This is a genomic window from Haloarcula sp. NS06, from assembly GCF_051122755.1.
Lineage (GTDB): Archaea > Halobacteriota > Halobacteria > Halobacteriales > Haloarculaceae > Haloarcula.
On sequence record NZ_CP184844.1, the window covers coordinates 2,605,368 to 2,620,315 of the forward strand.

Sequence of the window (14,948 nt, forward strand, 5' to 3'; positions counted from 1 at the left end):
GTGGGGCCGTCTTTACCCTTTCGAGACTGCCCTCGGTGTATTCGGAAAGACTGATTACCGACAGGGAATACCCACAACCATGCGCGAGCGCTTTGACGTGGTAATAGCCGGAGCCGGGCCTGCTGGGGCGCAGTGTGCCCGTGATCTAGCGGAGCGAAACTACGAGGTGCTCGTTCTCGAGACCGAGTCCGAAGACGGGTTCCCGCGTCAGAGCAACAAGTCCACCGCCGGGACGTTCATGTCAGCGATGACGGGCTTTGCGATTCCCGATGACGTGGTAATGAACTACACGGACAACGTCGTCCTTGAGTCCCCTAACGACCACTACGTCCGCAACCAGACCGGAGCCGTTCTTGAGTTCGCGGAGTTCAAACAGTGGCTTGTCTCGGAGGGGCGGGACAAGGGCGCGACCTACCGCTTTGACTCCCGCGTTTCGGCCCCCATCATGGAGAACGGGGAAATCGTCGGTGTCCGCTACGACGGCGACGAAGAGGTGTACGCGGACATCGTCATCGACGCCACTGGCCCTGCCGCGCCGCTGGCGAAGGAACTAGACGTGTGTAACCTCCAGCGGAATCATCAGGCTATCGGCGTCGAATACGAGTTTGAGGGCGTCGAAGTCGACCACGACGACTACGCCGACCTCCGTGACGCGATGATGCTCCGTCTGGATCACGACCTCGCTCCAGGTGGCTACTCTTGGATTTTCCACACTGGTGAAGACACGGCGAAAGTGGGCCTTTGTTACATCCAGAACGGCTCCCACCAGAAGTACGCGAAAGACGGGATGGGGATCGACGACTATCTGGAGTACTGGCTCGATTCGGACCCCCGGTTCGACGACGCCGAGCGGATCGAGGGCACGCAAGCTCACCGCGGGTCGGCCCACATCCAGCCACCCGATTCGATGAGCACGGACAACTTCATGGCTATCGGCGACACTGTCCCGACTGTTGACCCGCTATGGGGCGAGGGAATCCACAAAGGGATGAAGTCGGCCCGCGCTGCCGCCGCGACGGCTGACTCAGCGCTCAAGCCAGACGAACCCGACACGTCGGCGGAGAACCTCTCCGTCTACGACCAGCTCTGGCACAGCGAGGTGGCCCCGAAACACAACGCGCGCCTGATGATGACGGAACTGCTGTATCTCGCCCCGAACGAACGGTATGACCAGCTGATGGATGACCTCCGGAGTACCGGACAGGACACCCTCAGGCAGATCAACGGCGGCGACCGTCGGGCGATCGCGAAGCTAACCCACCTCTCTGACATGCCGATTCTCGTCGAATACGCGCGCCGTCGCCTCGATATTTGACGCGGCTGCACGAAGTGCGGCAGGTTTTTTTCCGCCGGCCCGGAGTTTCAGATGATGGAAACCCCCGTTGGTGTAGTCGGTGACGACGCCCTGGCAGATGTGCTTCGAGACGCCGGCGTGGCTGTTGAACGGGGTCGTGATGGCGCTGTTCCGAAGACCGACCGAGTCGTCGCTGCTGGTGAGGACGCCGTCGCTGCCGTGGCACGGGCCGAGGGTGACCCGCTCGTGTTACCGGTCGCAGCGGGTCGCGGCGTCCGGTCAGTGCCACGCGACGACGCCGTCGCCGCTGTGTCGGGACTTGCTGATGCCCGGATTGAGACGCATCCAGTTCTCCACGTGACAATGCCTGACGGGACGGTCGAACAGGCATTCTGGGACGTGACTCTCGTCACCGCCGACGCCGCTCGCATCTCTGAGTTCACTATCGCGTCGACAGCCGACCGCATCGGACAGTTCCGGGCCGACGGTGTCGTAATCGCGACGGCTGCCGGCTCACCGGGCTATGCCCACCGCGTCGGCGGTCCGATTCTGGCACCGTCGGACCAGGCAGTGGTGGCACCGATCGCACCGTTTGCAACCGACCCGGATCACTGGGTGTTGCCTGTCGACGGACTCAGTGCTTCGATTGAGCGCGACGAGGCGACTGTCGAGTTGCTCGTCGATGACCGCATATCCCGCCCCGTCAGCTATCAGGAGCGTATCACAATCTCGGTCGGGTCGCCCGTCCGGACCGCTGTTGTCGACGAAAGCCGGTCCAGATTCGAGTGAGATTGGAAAGACACTAATGGACGGTGGACAGAGCTTTGCATATGCAGCCATCCGTAACGCTCTTTGGGCCACTGGATACCATTCTGGGGAACCCCACAGTCGGCGGTTCGTTCCTCATCGAGTACATCATCTTCGGAGTGGTAATTGTAAACTTCCTCACGCGGCAACTCGCCCATAGAAGCCACGTCAAACAGTACGAAAACGATGGCGCGGACGCGATCAGCCGCCACCCGGCACACACGTTCACCAACATCGCACTGGTCGTGCTGTCGTTTTTCTACATGACGCTCCACCACCATGGCGGGATGGTCTTGTCCGTGCTCGTACTCGGTGCGGTCATCACTGACTTCTTCGAGTTCGAGTCCCGAAAAGTCGAAGCCCGCCGTGACATCCCGCTGGAACGGCCGAAAGGGGCCATCGTCGCTGCTCTCGTGATGTTCATGTACGCGGGCTACCAGAGCTTGTTCTGGGTCATCAAGGGTCCCTGGAGCTCCATCGTCTGAACACCGCCCCCGTTTTGCCGTCACCAAGCACCTGTACTTTGCTAGCCGTGCCTACCGATAGCCCCGCGTATGCGGCCGGCAGTCACACCACACCCATTACTTTGAGAATGTACATTCATATGGTAAATAAACTCACGTTCACTCAATTTTGAGTGTTCTGATCGACAGAATGGTCTAGAATCAGTCGAAATTGTTTAATACTATTGATGCAATTGTATCTATGTAGACGAAAATGTCACACAGGTCCCTCACTACGGCGCTGACACTGTACCGCGGGGAAACACTCGCACTAGAAGAAGCGGCGACGTACAGCGGGGTGTCACCGACAAAGTTCGCCGCGGCGCTTCGTTCCCGCGGGATTCAGGTACGTGACGAGGACAGCCCACCGGTCAATCGGACTGCAAACTGAGAGGGGCGTCGGTCCCGAAAAAAGCTACTGCGTACTGTTACGCCGACCGCTCGTCCAGGTACGTCTGGAATTCACTGATCAGTGGAAGCACGACCCAGAAGGTCAGCGCGCCCAGCACTGCGAACCAGAAGAGCGCGTCGCCCATGAACAGGGCAATCTGGTCGAACGTGGTCGGTTCTTCGATGGTAAGTTCGCCGATGAGCTGTGCCCCTTCGAAACTCGGCGTGTTGTACCAGCCCTTGACGGTCATCCAGCCCAGTCCGCCGACCATGAGGCACGCGAACCCCTTCATGAACTCGTCAGCCATTATCCGAACGTTAGGTAGCGTCGTCTTTAGACTTTCCCATTTCCTCGGTACGGAACCGTGTCGAAAACGCATAGACGACTGTGCCAGCGAGGATACACGCGATACCGGCGATGCCGACCGGAACATCGATCTCCGAGGCAGGCGCTGACGCCCGCTGTGTTGCCACGTCGACGAGGATGAATCCGGCGACAACACTGACGATCGCAAACAGCGTTGAAAACACTGTCACGGCTTTGTACACACGAAGCGGCACCACAACGTCCCGTCGCTCCGAACCGTCTTCAGTCCCCGCTGACTGGTCCTCTGTCATCGGGTACCTGGTAAGGACGGGAGCCACTTTACTGCGGCGAGACGGGGCCGCAATGCTTGCGGTGGAAACGAGCTGTGGGTGAAAATAAATGACGGAGGAACCGACCGACCGGGGTTACTTCGGCGGTCGTAGCCGGTAGTACCGACGGTTGAGGTCGAACATGTAGCCCTCGCGCATCGTCTTGAGCACTGCGTAGGTGATCGTCGCGCTGACGATGGGGACGAGGAACGTCAGGTCGAACAGCAGATGTGGTGCTATCGGGGCGAGGTTCTTGATCGACAGCGCCGCGATGGTCAGGCTGAAGATGACGCCAGACATCCCGACCGCAGCCCAGAACGGCTGCTCGACTGGTCGGCGGGCCGACCCCTTGTTCAGGAAGGGGACGATGGCGACGAAGCCGACGACCACGACGTTTGCCAGCACACCGTAGGTTCGGTCGGCCATGAGCTTTGAGCCGCCGAGGATGCTCAGGTCGGGGTTCAGCGGGCCAAGCTTGAGCAGGCCGAAAGACCAGTAGAGATACCAGTCCGGCAGGATAATCGCTGGCGTCACGCTGGAGTTGGCCGGATTCGGCATCTCCGGGGGCAGCGTCGCCGAGACGAACAGGATCATGCCCACGAAGAAAGACGTCAGCGCAATGTTGCGCATCATCTCGTGGGGCCAGGCCGGGAACGCGAGCACGTCACGCTCGACGTAGTCCGACTGCTGGCGAAGGTCTTGATCCTCACGGCGCGCCCGCTCGAAGTACTCGTACGTCAGCCGGGAGAGCCCCTGGGTCCGCTCTTTGCGTTCGGACCACGCGGGGGTCTCGTCGTCCGGCGAGACGATACCGGTGCCGGAACCGTCCGTGCGAACGTCGTCTGTGTCGTTGTCGCTCATAGTATTAGTGTGGTTCAGCGATCCCCTGCATCCAGACGATGCCGATGTGGACCGCGATGATGGCAGTCGTGATGAACGGCAGGAAGAACACGTGCAGGATGTACATCCGTTGTAGCGTGGCCTGCGAGAGCGTGAACCCGCCGAACATCAGCTGTGCAACCCACTCACCGATGAGCGGGATTGAGAGGGACATCTCGACTCCGATCTGGCCGGCCCAGAACGAGAGCTGGCTCCACGGAAGCAGATAGCCGGTGTATCCGAACACCAGCGTCAGCGAAATCAGGACGATGCCGATGAGCCAGTTCAGCTCGCGCGGCTCCTTGTATGCCCCGGTGAAGTACACACGGAGCATGTGGAGGAACACCGCGGCGACCATAATCTGCGCGGCCCAGCGGTGGACCGAGCGCAGGAAGTAGCCGAGATTGAGCTGGCCCATGATAAGCATCACTGAATCGTACGCGACTGTGGGCGACCCGTCGGCAGCCGCGGCGGCCGGTGCGTAGTAGAAGCCCAGCAGCGCGCCTGATATCGCGGCAACGATGTACGCAACTGTCGAGAACGACCCGAGTGCGTACAGTGGGTACCAGTACCAGAATTTGTTGTCGAGGTTGTACTGTTCCGTGTGGCTCTTCGGCATCTGCATGTTGACTTTGTAGTAGAGATCTTCGAGGATCTCTAGGTAGTCAACGACGCGCAGCCGTCGGTCGAGCCAGACAAGCACGGTCAGGTACACCGATTCGATCGGCGTCAACTCGCGCGATTCCATCCAGCCTTTGTGATCGTGTTCGTCTTTGCGTTCGAGACTCATTGGTTACTCCGTCTGTGGTGGGCGTGGCAGCGCCACGAACGTCGCTTGCACGGGGCTGAACGGGTCATACACGGACTGGTGGCACTGACAATAGATGTTGTTGGCCGCGCCGAAGTTAGCGCTCCCGGTCTGCGTTTTGAACCCGGGTACACAGCAGAAGTGCGTGCATTTGTTCAGCCAGGCGATAAAGCCCTGGTCAGTTGCCTCGGAGACGAATGACTGGACGCTTCCGGGAAGGTCCGCGTACTTGCCCTCGCCGTTGGCCATCTTCTCGACCTCGGCTGACCGGATTATTTGCACCGGAGCGCCGTTCTTTCCGTCGCTGTTGGTCCGCCAGACGACGCTCGCAGGCTTCCCGACGCCGGGGTCACCGATTCCGTTGCCCCAGTCCTGATAGTCCTCGAACATATCGACCGTGAGTGGTTTGCCGGACTCGTACTCTCCCTGCCAAGAGAAGGTCCCGGTGTCGTTGAGAAACGTGCTGTTCCGGTCAGACTGGGGGTAGATAGCGGCAGTGCTCTGGATACCACAGTACTGGAACCACTGCGAGGAGTAGTCGATACCGCTCCCGCCGAAGTCCGGTGCAACGGCCGCACCGGCGTTCTCGTCGTACTCTGGCCAAAGCCCACTGATCTCGCCACCGTCGATTTCGATTGGGATGATCGGCATCCCCCGCGGGGCCGGTCCACCGGTGTTCTCGACGGCGACGAACGGGGTTGTCCCGCCACCTTCGCCGGCGGCGTCTGTCGTCGCGTCGACGGCTGCCGCGCCACCGACGCCAACGCCCGAGAGTGCAGCGCTTCCGACGACGCCCTTTACAAAGCGACGACGGCCTGTTTCGGCCGGGTATTTGTCTTCATCAAGTGGCATGTTATTTCTTGTAGTATGGGTACACTGCGCGTTTGAACGTCTCTGCAAGCTCGTCGCCGTCCGCCACCGTCGTGCCGTCGACGTCTTCCTGACGGATGTAGAGGTCCTCCCACTTACGACGGCGTTTCTTGACGATCATCACGTCAGGGAGGAACTCCTTGCGGTACAGCAGCATGATGAACGAGAGATCGATGAAAATTGCCGTCAGCACGCCACCGAGGAACATGTTTGCCTCGATGAGTCGGACCGTCAGCGACGCGCCGATGCCGGACGCCCACCCAGCGATCATGCCGTAGGTGAAGAGCCCGACAAGGCCAACTTGAATAATGGTCAGGAGCACGATGCCGACAGCCGCTGCTGTGCTTTCGCGCGGCGGTTCGTATCGGTGAATATCGCCGTAGGTGGAGCCTTCGGATGCCATCAGTTGTTCCCTCCGCTAGTGTGGGCGACTCGCCGTACTTCAGCTGGAAGAACGTGTAAATCAGTGGGATGATGACTGCAAGTCCAGCACCGAACCCGACGTAGTGTGGCTGTATGGGGACGCCGGCCTCGTGGGGGGCGACCTCAACGGGGCCGCCACCACCGATTGTCTGTGTCGCATACTCCTCACCGACAACGATAGCCCCCTTCATGTTGAGTCCCTCGTGGGGGACACAGAGGTACGGGTAAATGCCGTCCTCTTCGAAGGTGTGTTCGTAGTTGACGCCGGCACTGGAGGCCGTACTGCCGGAGTCCAGCGGACCATCGCCGTCCGAGACGACGTTGTGCCCGCCACCGTTGCCTGTCCATTCCCACTGGACAGTCGCGCCGTTGTCCACGTGGACGGCTGGCGGACCGAACCCGTACGCGCCGCCGTTGGCCTGCACGCCGACCTCGACAGTTACTGTATCCTGTCCGGTCGCGTCAACGGTCGACCCGTCGAAGTTCCCGACCTGGTCCAGGAAACCGCCGTAGTCCGGGACGGTTTCGCCACCGCCACCGCCTTCCTCCTGTGCGGCGGCTGCGCCGGTGGCACTGAGGGTCGCCGCGGCACCGGCGGCCCCCCTGCTGTCCGGACGAACTCCCGTCTGTTCATATACACTGTGGAATCAGGACTGAGTTTGTATAAACCCACCGAATACCACCCGCAGGAACCGTCACTACCCGGCTTCGTCAGTTTCGCCAGCCCCTTCTTCAGACCCCGAATTCTGCGGGCTGAGCTCCGGAACGAACTCCGGTCGTTCGCCGTCCTCGAGTCCGATAGCCCGCAGTCTGTCTCGGTACTCCTCAGAGCGGAACGTGTCCGAGAGCCTCGCGTTTGCGACGGTGAAAAAGAGGACGAGCGACACGCCGATGAAGGCAACGCCAGCCACGACTAGCAGCGCGATGCTGGTCCCCCTGTTGCCAATGACGCCAGCGGTCGCCAGTGCTGCACCTCCCAGCAGGGCAATCCCGGCAAGGAACTGTGCTCCGGCAATCGCCTGTAACATCCAGTTCCCGAGTTCGCCGCCACCTTCGGGGACCTCCTCCGGCTTGGGGAGGGGCCTGTCGGGGACATTATCGGGCACGTCATAGGAATCCATCGAACACAATGCGACCGTGGGCTTCACGTCGCGCATGACGGTCCCCTCACCTTCGAGGCTTCCATCGGGATAGACGACTGCGTAGCCTTCGTCGGAGTACGCAAGCACCCGCGGCGGATCCCGATGGCGTTCGATACGAGCAAACACGTCACGGTTTGCGACGCGGTTTCGCAGGTCCCGCGTGACCCGGTCAAGGAGTTCGTCGCCGATGATCCAGGACTCCTCATCGAAGGCAACGTCCCATTCTTCAGCAGTCATCTCGGCCATGTCCGCCGGGCCGAAGTTGTCGAAGTCGTACTTTTCTTCGACCTGCTTCCGGAGTGCCTCCGTGTCGAGTTCCTCGCCCGACTCGCCGTCTTCGCTCGTCTCACCGCCGTCGCCTTCAGCCCCGTGTCCACCGGGCTCGGTTTCGGCAGTTACCGCGTCCGCAGGGGTATTCCCGCGCTCGTCCTCCGTTGGAGACGTCGAGTCCGGGTCGGCCATTGTTTGGGTGTACGGACCGCGATGGCTTACAAGTTCTGACCTTCTGCATCCGGCAGTCTTTAGCGAGCACTGTCCCTAGGTCGGCCCATGGTGTCGGACGGCCTCGTGGCCACAGTCGTGTTACTGTCGGTGAGTCTCAGCCTCCCCTGTTTCCTGTATGGTGCGTACTACATCATCGAGACGGAGCCGGTCACCTGGGACGTGCTTGTGCATCACCTGAAGTTCGTCACGACAGGGCTGGTGTTGACCACCGTCCCGATGGTGTTTTGGATGATCCCACGGCTCCCGGACCAACTCGGAGGCCTATCCGCTGTCCACGCGATGCTCGGTCTGCAGGCATACGCGCTGCTTGCCTTCGGCGGGACGGGTATCGTCCGTATCTTCCGCGCGAAGCGGGAACACGACCTCTACAACGAGTATGATGAAGACCTATTACTGGACGAAATCGGCGACGAGACGTTCAGCCACTGGCGTTCTCGGCTCCGTATCGGGGTGTTCGGCTATGTCATCTTCTGGCTGCTGGCGTATCTGGTCGGTATCGCTCGGTACGCCCTCCGGTATGTGGCGTGAGTGTCGCTGACAGCCGGTCTGATTCTCGGCTTCTGCGAATGGACTATATGTTTCATTAGCCTTGCATGTCCATCGCTAGCTGTGGTTCCAATGTATGAACACATCCTCTTTCCAACCGACGGTAGTGACGGAGCAGCAGCCGCGCTGGAACATGCACGCAATCTTGCCGAAACGCACGACGCGACGTTACACATCATGACCGTGCTCGATACGTCGTCGCCGCACATCGGAATGACCTCCGCGGGCCCGGAGGGCGCGACGACCGGCATGATTGCTGAGGAACACGACGAGTCGGAGCCGGGCATGGTCGGCGAAAAGCATAACATCGACTCGTCACTGCAGGATCGGTCACAGGCCATTGTCGAGGCGGCGGCGGACGAAGTCGACACAGTCGATACCGTCACCGCCATCGAACGCGGTCCGCCGCACAGGGCAATCCTCGACTATGCCGACGAGAACGATATCGACCTCATCGTCATGGGCACCCACGGTCGGACGGGTATTGAACGGTATCTGCTCGGTAGCGTCGCCGAAAAGGTCGTTCGCACGTCCGACGTGCCAGTGCTCACTGCGCGCCTCAGTGACGACGAAAACTAAGTCGCCCAGCGCGAGGCTACCACGCCTCGCCGCTGGCGAGGTCGCCCTCGCTGTCGCCCTTTTCCGAGGGACAGATGTCCGCGAGCACGCACGCCTCACAGTCGGCCGAGCGCGCACCACACACGGCTCGCCCGTGGTCGATGAGCAGGTGCGTAAATTGTTGCCACTCGGTTTCGGGCACCACGTCGAGCAGGTCCTGCTCGATAGCTTCCGGGCGCTCTTCTTCGGTGAGCCCCAGCCGCCGCGAGAGCCGCTGGACGTGCGTGTCGACGACGATGCCCTCGACGACATCGTGGCCATGCTGGAGGACAACGTTCGCCGTCTTACGGCCGACACCTGGGAGATCAGTGAGAGCGGACATCGTATCAGGGACCTCGCCGTCGTGTTCTTCGGCCAGGATTTCACCGATTCCCTGAAGATAGCCGCCCTTGTTGTTGTGGAACGTGATGCCGTAGATGTCCTCGGCGAGTTGCTCCTCGGAGGCCGCAGCATAGTCCTCAGCACTCTGGTACTTCTCGAACAGGTCTGCTGTGACCTCGTTGACTCGTTCGTCAGTACACTGTGCGGAGAGGACGACGGCAATCAGCAGTTCCAGACGGCTGCTGTAGTTCAGTGAAATCGCCGAATCGGGGTATTCCTCGTGCAGTCGGTCGACGACCTCCGTTGCCTGTTCCTTGCGTGACTCCAGCGGCGTTCCCATATCTCACGGCAGTACTGTGTTCCCTTTGGCGTGTCGTTCTCCACTGCCTGCTGATTACATGTTACCACCACACAACCTATGGCAACACCCTTGTATCAACTATGGGTTATTTCATGCGTGCCAGGACCAGTGTTCATCCACGGCGAGCGGGTGACGCTCCACCCGCAGCAAGCAACCGATAACGACCTGCTACAGCAGCTATTAAACGAGCCACAAGTCCGGCATAATATCGGCTTCAACGAGCCACTTTCCGAGCCTGCCGCCGAAGACCTTGATAACCGCGATGCCGACACGCACTTTGTCGTCTGTGTGGACGATGAGCCGGTCGGGACGTGTATGCTCCACGAAGACCACCACCCGTGGGGATTTGGTGTGCTCGGGTACTCGATATGCCCGGATCACTGGGGCAACGGCTACGCGACCGATGCTGTGGCTTGTCTCGCACGGTATGCGTTTCAGGAACTGCGACTGAACAAACTCGGCGCGGACTGCTACGCCACCAACCCGGCCTCCGCACGTGTGCTGGAAAAAGTCGGATTCCAGCAGGAGGGGCGACGCCGGGACCACGCCTTCGTTGACGGCGAGTACGTCGATCTACTGGAGTACGGCCTGCTGGCTGACGAGTGGGATCCATGAACCCCTTTCACACACCTTCCGAAGCTTCTTTCAGTACCCCCTCGTCGGCTTGTGTATGCCCGGATCAGCATTCCTCCGGGGCGAGACGGTAACGCTCCGAACGGTCGAAGGCGAAGATGTCGAGTTCCTGCAAGAGACGATCAACGACCCGGATGTCAGACACGGGCTCTCGGCCACAGAGCCGATCTCCGAACAGGCTGAGCGTGAGTGGGTCGAGTCCGTCGCCAGCGGCGAGACCGGTGACGTGCATCTGCTCGTCTGTGTCGACGGCGAAGCAGTCGGCATCATCGGGCTGAACGACGTCACGGACCGGATAGGGATGGCCGAACTCGGCTACTGGCTCACACCGGACGCGTGGGGCAACGGCTACGCGACCGACGCCGCCCGGACGCTCACCGAGTACGCGTTTCAGGAGCGCCGATTCCATCGAGTGTACGCGAAGGTCTTCGTCGGCAACGAAGGCTCCCAGCGCGTGCTCGAAAAGACGGGGTTCCAGCGAGAGGGGACATTCCGGGACCACTGGTTCCGCGATGGTCGTTACGAAGACGTGTACATCTACGGTCTGTTAGAGGGCGAACTGGACCACGGTGAGTAGCTACAACTCGGCAAGGCCACCCAGAACCGTGTCAAGAGCCGGCGAGGTCCTGTCGATATCGTCGAACGCTGTCGCCGCCCGAACACGACATCGCTGGTCGACGACGAACGCCGCTCGCTGGACGCCCCCGTCCTGTTTTCTGACGCCGAACTGCGTCGCGACGCCGTGGGTGTCAGCCAACAGCGGGTAGGGAAGCGACAACGCCGATGCGAGCGACCGGCAGTTGTCGATATCTGTTGGGAGAACGCCAAAGACAGCCACGGCATCTGATACGCTCGCCCAGTCTGCGTCGGCTAGCTCATTGAGGACAGTCCGCGACTCGGGGTCGTCGCCGGGAACGAACGCCACGACCACCGGCGCGCGGTTCGTCGCAGCCGACAGCCGATAGGCACCAGTACCGCCGTCCGCGGTCCCTTGCAGGTCGAAATCCGGGGCGGGATCACCATCGGAGAGCATACCGAGCGAACGGGAAAGTGTAATAAAAGTCCCGCGGCCCGAACAGGCGTCTGGTACCTGCGTGGCGGCAGTGCTACCGGCGAGACGGAATCAGCTCGGCGGTCGGTTTCCGGGAGTGCTGTGTGGTATTGAGTCCCTGCACCGCAGACGTTTCAGTCGCAAAGAAGCTTTATAAGCCGTCCGACCAACCACCGTCGTATGGGAATGGAGAATCTGCCACAGGAGATTACAGCCCTCGTGGGTCGTGAGGTGTATTCGAAAAACGGCGTGTTCGTCGGCGAAGTCGAGGACCTTCGGCTGGAACTCGACCGCAAGGAAGTGACAGGGCTGGCACTCCACCAGCTTAACACAGAACTGTTTGACGAAGAAGTGAACGCATCGCGAGGCGTCATCATCCCGTACCGGTGGGTTCAGGCTGTCGGCGATGTCGTCATCGTCAGTGATATCGTCGAACGGCTCCGCCAGCCTGAAGCCGGCGACGAAGAAGAAGAAGTCCCCGCCTAGTTACCGTTCGAACTCTCGCTGCTGGAACTGTCGACGCCCATCGCTTCGAACAGTTTCCGTTTGACCGCTTCTTCAGTGAGTTCCAGCAGTGTATCTCTGTTGTCGTCGCTCGTATCGAGGCCGGTGAAGATACCAAGCGGTATCTCGACGCTGGCATCGGTGGAGTGGCCCGCTGTCTCGCCCATCTCGCCGAACGCGTCCGACAGCACCTTGCCGATGTTCATCCGGATGTCCTTCGATCGAGCGGCGAGATAGATAGTGTCATCGGCGATAGCGAACACCGCTGTGGTCGTGATACCTTCTAGATTGAGGAGGTGCTGTGCCGCCTGCGCTAGCGCGTCGCGGTCCCGAATGAACCCGGCGTTGGAGACGAGGTGGCTCCCCTGAACCTCGCGGTTCCGGATCGCTTCAGCGAGCACGTCAAGCGTTTCCGGACTCATCGACGGCGATTCGACCTGTTCGAGCGTGTCGTGGTCGGCGAATGGATACAGATACGCCGCAGCGGTCAGGTCCGCCGGTGTCGTATCCCGTTTGAAGTCCAGCGTCTCGGCGCGAATGCCGTACAGCAGCGCCGTGGCGACGCTCTGGTCGAGGTTGAGATCCAGTTCCTGAATGTACTTCGTCAGAATCGTCGACGTGGCCGAGATGTTCGGCCGGATATCGGAGAAAGCGGCGTCGTGTTCCAGTTCATGCTCGTGTTCGTAGTGGTCGACAACGATATCGACCGACTCAATAGCCGGTTCGCCACCCTTGGCAACGTCCACTAGCGCGAACGTATCGTACTCATCGAGGTCGACATCCTCGTTCGAGGTCAGTTCGATGCCGAGGAGATTGACGAACGCACGGTTTTCCTGATGCCCGATCTCGCCCTCGTAGATGATATCTGCTTCTACGTCACGGCTCGCAGCGATGGCCCGCAATGCGGCTGCCGAGGCGATGGAATCGGGGTCCGGCGACCGGTGGATGAGTATCGCCATGCGGTCCTCGGTCCCATCGATGACATCCCCAAGCTGGGAAGCCTTGTACTCCAGTTCACCCGTTTCCAGTGCTCGAAGCGCCGAGTCCGCGATGACCGCAGAGGGATTGATGACCACGTCCGCACCGAGTTCGGTGAGGTCGTCGGCGGACACCGGGTCGTCGGCGCGAGCGACGATGAACTGCTCCCCGCCGGACTCGCGGATGTTCTGCACCGCTTCGGCGTTGGCGTTCACATCCGGAGACATGATGAGAACCACGTCGCGGTCGGCCACCGTCTGGGCGACGTCGGTTTCGCAGATGTCCGCCTGCTGTGCGTTGAGGTCCTGATCGCGGAGCGCCTCCACTCGCCCCTCGTCCGCGTCGAGGATGAGGACGTCTTTCCCCTCCCCGACGAGTTCTTCCGCCACGGCGTGGCCAACACTCCCACACCCGAGGATGGCGTAGGTCGACATAGAGGCCATCGTGATGCCGCTGGCTGTACTCATTAGTGTCTGTATCGCTTGGCGTCAAGCCTCTTTAATGCCAGCTATTTCGCCAACAACTGGGAACGGCCTCCTGGAGAAACGGTCCGAGAGACCCTCAAACGTCGTCCAGCACGGATACAGTCGAGCCCCGCCTGGCTCCTATGATAGTCAATCGCCGCTAGTCGACTGTTGTGTGCAAGAAACGTGGGACCGACCGACACAAGGCGTCCGAATGAAAACCTATTTTACCGGGCCGTCCAGAGAATTGAGTGCACTGGGCCGGTAGCTCAGTCTGGCAGAGCGACGGCCTCTTAAGCCGTCGGTCAAGGGTTCAAATCCCTTCCGGCCCGTATTCTTGCGCCGCAAACGAAAACCGTGAGCGTTGCGACTTCGATGAGAAGAGGTTTGAATGATGGATGAAGCGACGGTCACAGACTAGACTTAGCCACTTAGACATACAGGTCGCCAGCATCAGTGGCGAGTACTGCGTTGACAACGACACCGAGCATCAGGACAATCGCGGCCACATACGTACTTGTGAGGATGAGTATGAGTCCACTGAGAACGCCGTAGATGGCGTACTGTCCGGCGTTGGCAGCAAAGAACTGGATCGCCGCATGGAGGACGGTCCAGCCCAGTGCGGTCGTTATCGCGCCCGGGAGCGATGCGGTAAGCGAGCCGGCGACACGTGACGGGACAAAATACAGGGGCAGCAGCGTCACGGTCAGGGTGACAAACAGAACAGCGAATCCGACGAGCACGCGCAGCAGACCGGTGGCAAAGAGAGCCAGAAACACGCTCTGGATAAGGATTACGAGAACTGCGGCAGTAAGCGTCCCGAGGACAACTACAGCGTCGGACACCTGCTTTGAGAGTGGCTGCTCCGCCACCGGCTCGATCCGCTCGACAACGGTCAGGAAGCCGACCGCAACATTGGCACCGCTCCATGCCAGCACGACCACGGAGAGGACTGTCGCTGTTGTCCGGCCCGTCGCCGCCGTCAATCCCTCGTATAACAGTTGCTGTGTATCGGGAGTGAGGAACTGCGCTCCCGTGACTGAAACCACGCCAGCCAGTTGCCGGCCGAAGATGATGAACACGAGCAACAGCACCGGCATGAGCGAGATGAACGCATAGTACGCCAGCGATGTGGCGATGTACCTGATATCGCTCTCGTACGCGATACCGGCGACTGTCTTCGCCGTTGCGATCCACTCAGCTCGTCGCGCCATAC

Annotated in this window: 20 protein-coding genes, 1 tRNA gene and 1 pseudogene; 10 read left to right on the forward strand and 12 right to left on the reverse strand. The window is 60.6% G+C overall.

Translation table 11 applies throughout. From position 1 onward, the window contains the following. Nucleotides 1-79: 79 nt before the first annotated feature. From ACODNH_RS17320 to ACODNH_RS17335, 4 genes are all read left to right on the forward strand, one after another. Nucleotides 80-1,315, forward strand: coding sequence for a digeranylgeranylglycerophospholipid reductase (locus tag ACODNH_RS17320; protein WP_306706412.1), 1,236 nt, complete (start codon nt 80-82; stop codon nt 1,313-1,315). A gap of 54 nt (nt 1,316-1,369) precedes the next feature. After that, complete coding sequence (locus tag ACODNH_RS17325) at nt 1,370-2,083, forward strand: ATP-NAD kinase (protein WP_306706414.1); 714 nt, start codon at nt 1,370-1,372, stop codon at nt 2,081-2,083. 41 nt (nt 2,084-2,124) lie between these two features. Beyond that, the gene (locus tag ACODNH_RS17330; protein WP_306706416.1) at nt 2,125-2,586 is read left to right on the forward strand and encodes a DUF7313 family protein; all 462 of its coding nucleotides are present in this window, start codon (nt 2,125-2,127) and stop codon (nt 2,584-2,586) included. A 232-nt stretch (nt 2,587-2,818) separates the two neighbouring features. Continuing rightward, the gene (locus ACODNH_RS17335) at nt 2,819-2,995 is read left to right on the forward strand and encodes a DUF7317 family protein (RefSeq protein WP_434530650.1); all 177 of its coding nucleotides are present in this window, start codon (nt 2,819-2,821) and stop codon (nt 2,993-2,995) included. Nucleotides 2,996-3,032: 37 nt separating this feature from the next. Here the strand turns inward: ACODNH_RS17335 and ACODNH_RS17340 are convergent, their stop codons facing one another. From ACODNH_RS17340 to ACODNH_RS17375, 8 genes and pseudogenes are all read right to left on the reverse strand, one after another. Continuing rightward, nucleotides 3,033-3,302: a DUF7314 family protein gene (locus tag ACODNH_RS17340; RefSeq protein WP_434530651.1), complete on the reverse strand. Its 270-nt coding sequence runs from the start codon at nt 3,300-3,302 to the stop codon at nt 3,033-3,035. A 10-nt stretch (nt 3,303-3,312) separates the two neighbouring features. Beyond that, a complete protein-coding gene (locus ACODNH_RS17345) occupies nt 3,313-3,612 on the reverse strand; it encodes a DUF7315 family membrane protein (RefSeq protein WP_306706424.1) in 300 nt (99 codons plus the stop codon). A 114-nt stretch (nt 3,613-3,726) separates the two neighbouring features. Beyond that, a complete protein-coding gene (locus tag ACODNH_RS17350; RefSeq protein WP_306706426.1) occupies nt 3,727-4,491 on the reverse strand; it encodes a cytochrome bc complex cytochrome b subunit in 765 nt (254 codons plus the stop codon). A 4-nt stretch (nt 4,492-4,495) separates the two neighbouring features. Continuing rightward, nucleotides 4,496-5,299: a cytochrome b gene (locus tag ACODNH_RS17355; protein WP_306706428.1), complete on the reverse strand. Its 804-nt coding sequence runs from the start codon at nt 5,297-5,299 to the stop codon at nt 4,496-4,498. 3 nt (nt 5,300-5,302) lie between these two features. Beyond that, on the reverse strand, nt 5,303-6,169 hold the full coding sequence (locus ACODNH_RS17360) for a ubiquinol-cytochrome c reductase iron-sulfur subunit (protein ID WP_434530652.1): 867 nt from the start codon (nt 6,167-6,169) through the stop codon (nt 5,303-5,305). A gap of 1 nt (nt 6,170) precedes the next feature. Beyond that, nucleotides 6,171-6,590, reverse strand: a complete 420-nt coding sequence (locus ACODNH_RS17365; protein ID WP_306706433.1) for a DUF7318 family protein — start codon at nt 6,588-6,590, stop codon at nt 6,171-6,173. Further along, a pseudogene (locus ACODNH_RS17370) lies at nt 6,590-7,244 on the reverse strand (halocyanin domain-containing protein). The gene ACODNH_RS17365 and the pseudogene ACODNH_RS17370 overlap by 1 nt, the downstream one beginning before the upstream one ends. Nucleotides 7,245-7,308: 64 nt before the next feature. Next, a complete protein-coding gene (locus ACODNH_RS17375) occupies nt 7,309-8,214 on the reverse strand; it encodes a DUF7319 domain-containing protein (RefSeq protein ID WP_434530653.1) in 906 nt (301 codons plus the stop codon). Nucleotides 8,215-8,301: 87 nt separating this feature from the next. Here ACODNH_RS17375 and ACODNH_RS17380 point away from each other — a divergent pair, with 87 nt between their 5' ends. Together ACODNH_RS17380 and ACODNH_RS17385 are read left to right on the forward strand one after the other, a co-directional pair. Next, nucleotides 8,302-8,784, forward strand: coding sequence for a DUF7321 family protein (locus ACODNH_RS17380; protein ID WP_008309382.1), 483 nt, complete (start codon nt 8,302-8,304; stop codon nt 8,782-8,784). A gap of 90 nt (nt 8,785-8,874) precedes the next feature. Continuing rightward, nucleotides 8,875-9,381 carry a universal stress protein gene (locus tag ACODNH_RS17385; RefSeq protein ID WP_306706441.1) on the forward strand — a complete coding sequence of 169 codons (507 nt, stop codon included), beginning with the start codon at nt 8,875-8,877 and terminating at the stop codon, nt 9,379-9,381. Between the two features lie 16 nt (nt 9,382-9,397). Here ACODNH_RS17385 and nth read toward each other — a convergent pair whose 3' ends face one another. Further along, nucleotides 9,398-10,081 carry an endonuclease III gene (gene nth, locus ACODNH_RS17390; RefSeq protein ID WP_306706443.1) on the reverse strand — a complete coding sequence of 228 codons (684 nt, stop codon included), beginning with the start codon at nt 10,079-10,081 and terminating at the stop codon, nt 9,398-9,400. A 117-nt stretch (nt 10,082-10,198) separates the two neighbouring features. Here nth and ACODNH_RS17395 point away from each other — a divergent pair, with 117 nt between their 5' ends. Together ACODNH_RS17395 and ACODNH_RS17400 are read left to right on the forward strand one after the other, a co-directional pair. Further along, nucleotides 10,199-10,717 carry a GNAT family N-acetyltransferase gene (locus tag ACODNH_RS17395; protein WP_434530654.1) on the forward strand — a complete coding sequence of 173 codons (519 nt, stop codon included), beginning with the start codon at nt 10,199-10,201 and terminating at the stop codon, nt 10,715-10,717. Between the two features lie 55 nt (nt 10,718-10,772). Next, entirely contained in the window at nt 10,773-11,312 is a 540-nt protein-coding gene (locus ACODNH_RS17400) for a GNAT family N-acetyltransferase (protein WP_434530655.1), read from the forward strand. Here the strand turns inward: ACODNH_RS17400 and ACODNH_RS17405 are convergent, their stop codons facing one another. Next, nucleotides 11,313-11,768 carry a peroxiredoxin family protein gene (locus ACODNH_RS17405; RefSeq protein ID WP_434530656.1) on the reverse strand — a complete coding sequence of 152 codons (456 nt, stop codon included), beginning with the start codon at nt 11,766-11,768 and terminating at the stop codon, nt 11,313-11,315. A gap of 204 nt (nt 11,769-11,972) precedes the next feature. On the opposite strand from ACODNH_RS17405, the gene ACODNH_RS17410 reads away from it, so the two are divergent. Then, on the forward strand, nt 11,973-12,272 hold the full coding sequence (locus ACODNH_RS17410) for a PRC-barrel domain-containing protein (protein ID WP_004961709.1): 300 nt from the start codon (nt 11,973-11,975) through the stop codon (nt 12,270-12,272). On the opposite strand, the gene ACODNH_RS17415 is transcribed toward ACODNH_RS17410, so the two are convergent. Beyond that, nucleotides 12,269-13,735 (reverse strand): DHH family phosphoesterase, encoded by a 1,467-nt coding sequence (locus ACODNH_RS17415; protein ID WP_434530657.1) that lies wholly within the window; start codon nt 13,733-13,735, stop codon nt 12,269-12,271. The genes ACODNH_RS17410 and ACODNH_RS17415 overlap by 4 nt on opposite strands. A 255-nt stretch (nt 13,736-13,990) precedes the next feature. Here ACODNH_RS17415 and ACODNH_RS17420 point away from each other — a divergent pair. Continuing rightward, nucleotides 13,991-14,064 (forward strand) — tRNA-Lys (locus tag ACODNH_RS17420). 99 nt (nt 14,065-14,163) lie between these two features. Here the strand turns inward: ACODNH_RS17420 and ACODNH_RS17425 are convergent. Then, nucleotides 14,164-14,946, reverse strand: a complete 783-nt coding sequence (locus ACODNH_RS17425; protein ID WP_434530658.1) for a YihY/virulence factor BrkB family protein — start codon at nt 14,944-14,946, stop codon at nt 14,164-14,166. Nucleotides 14,947-14,948 lie beyond the last annotated feature (2 nt).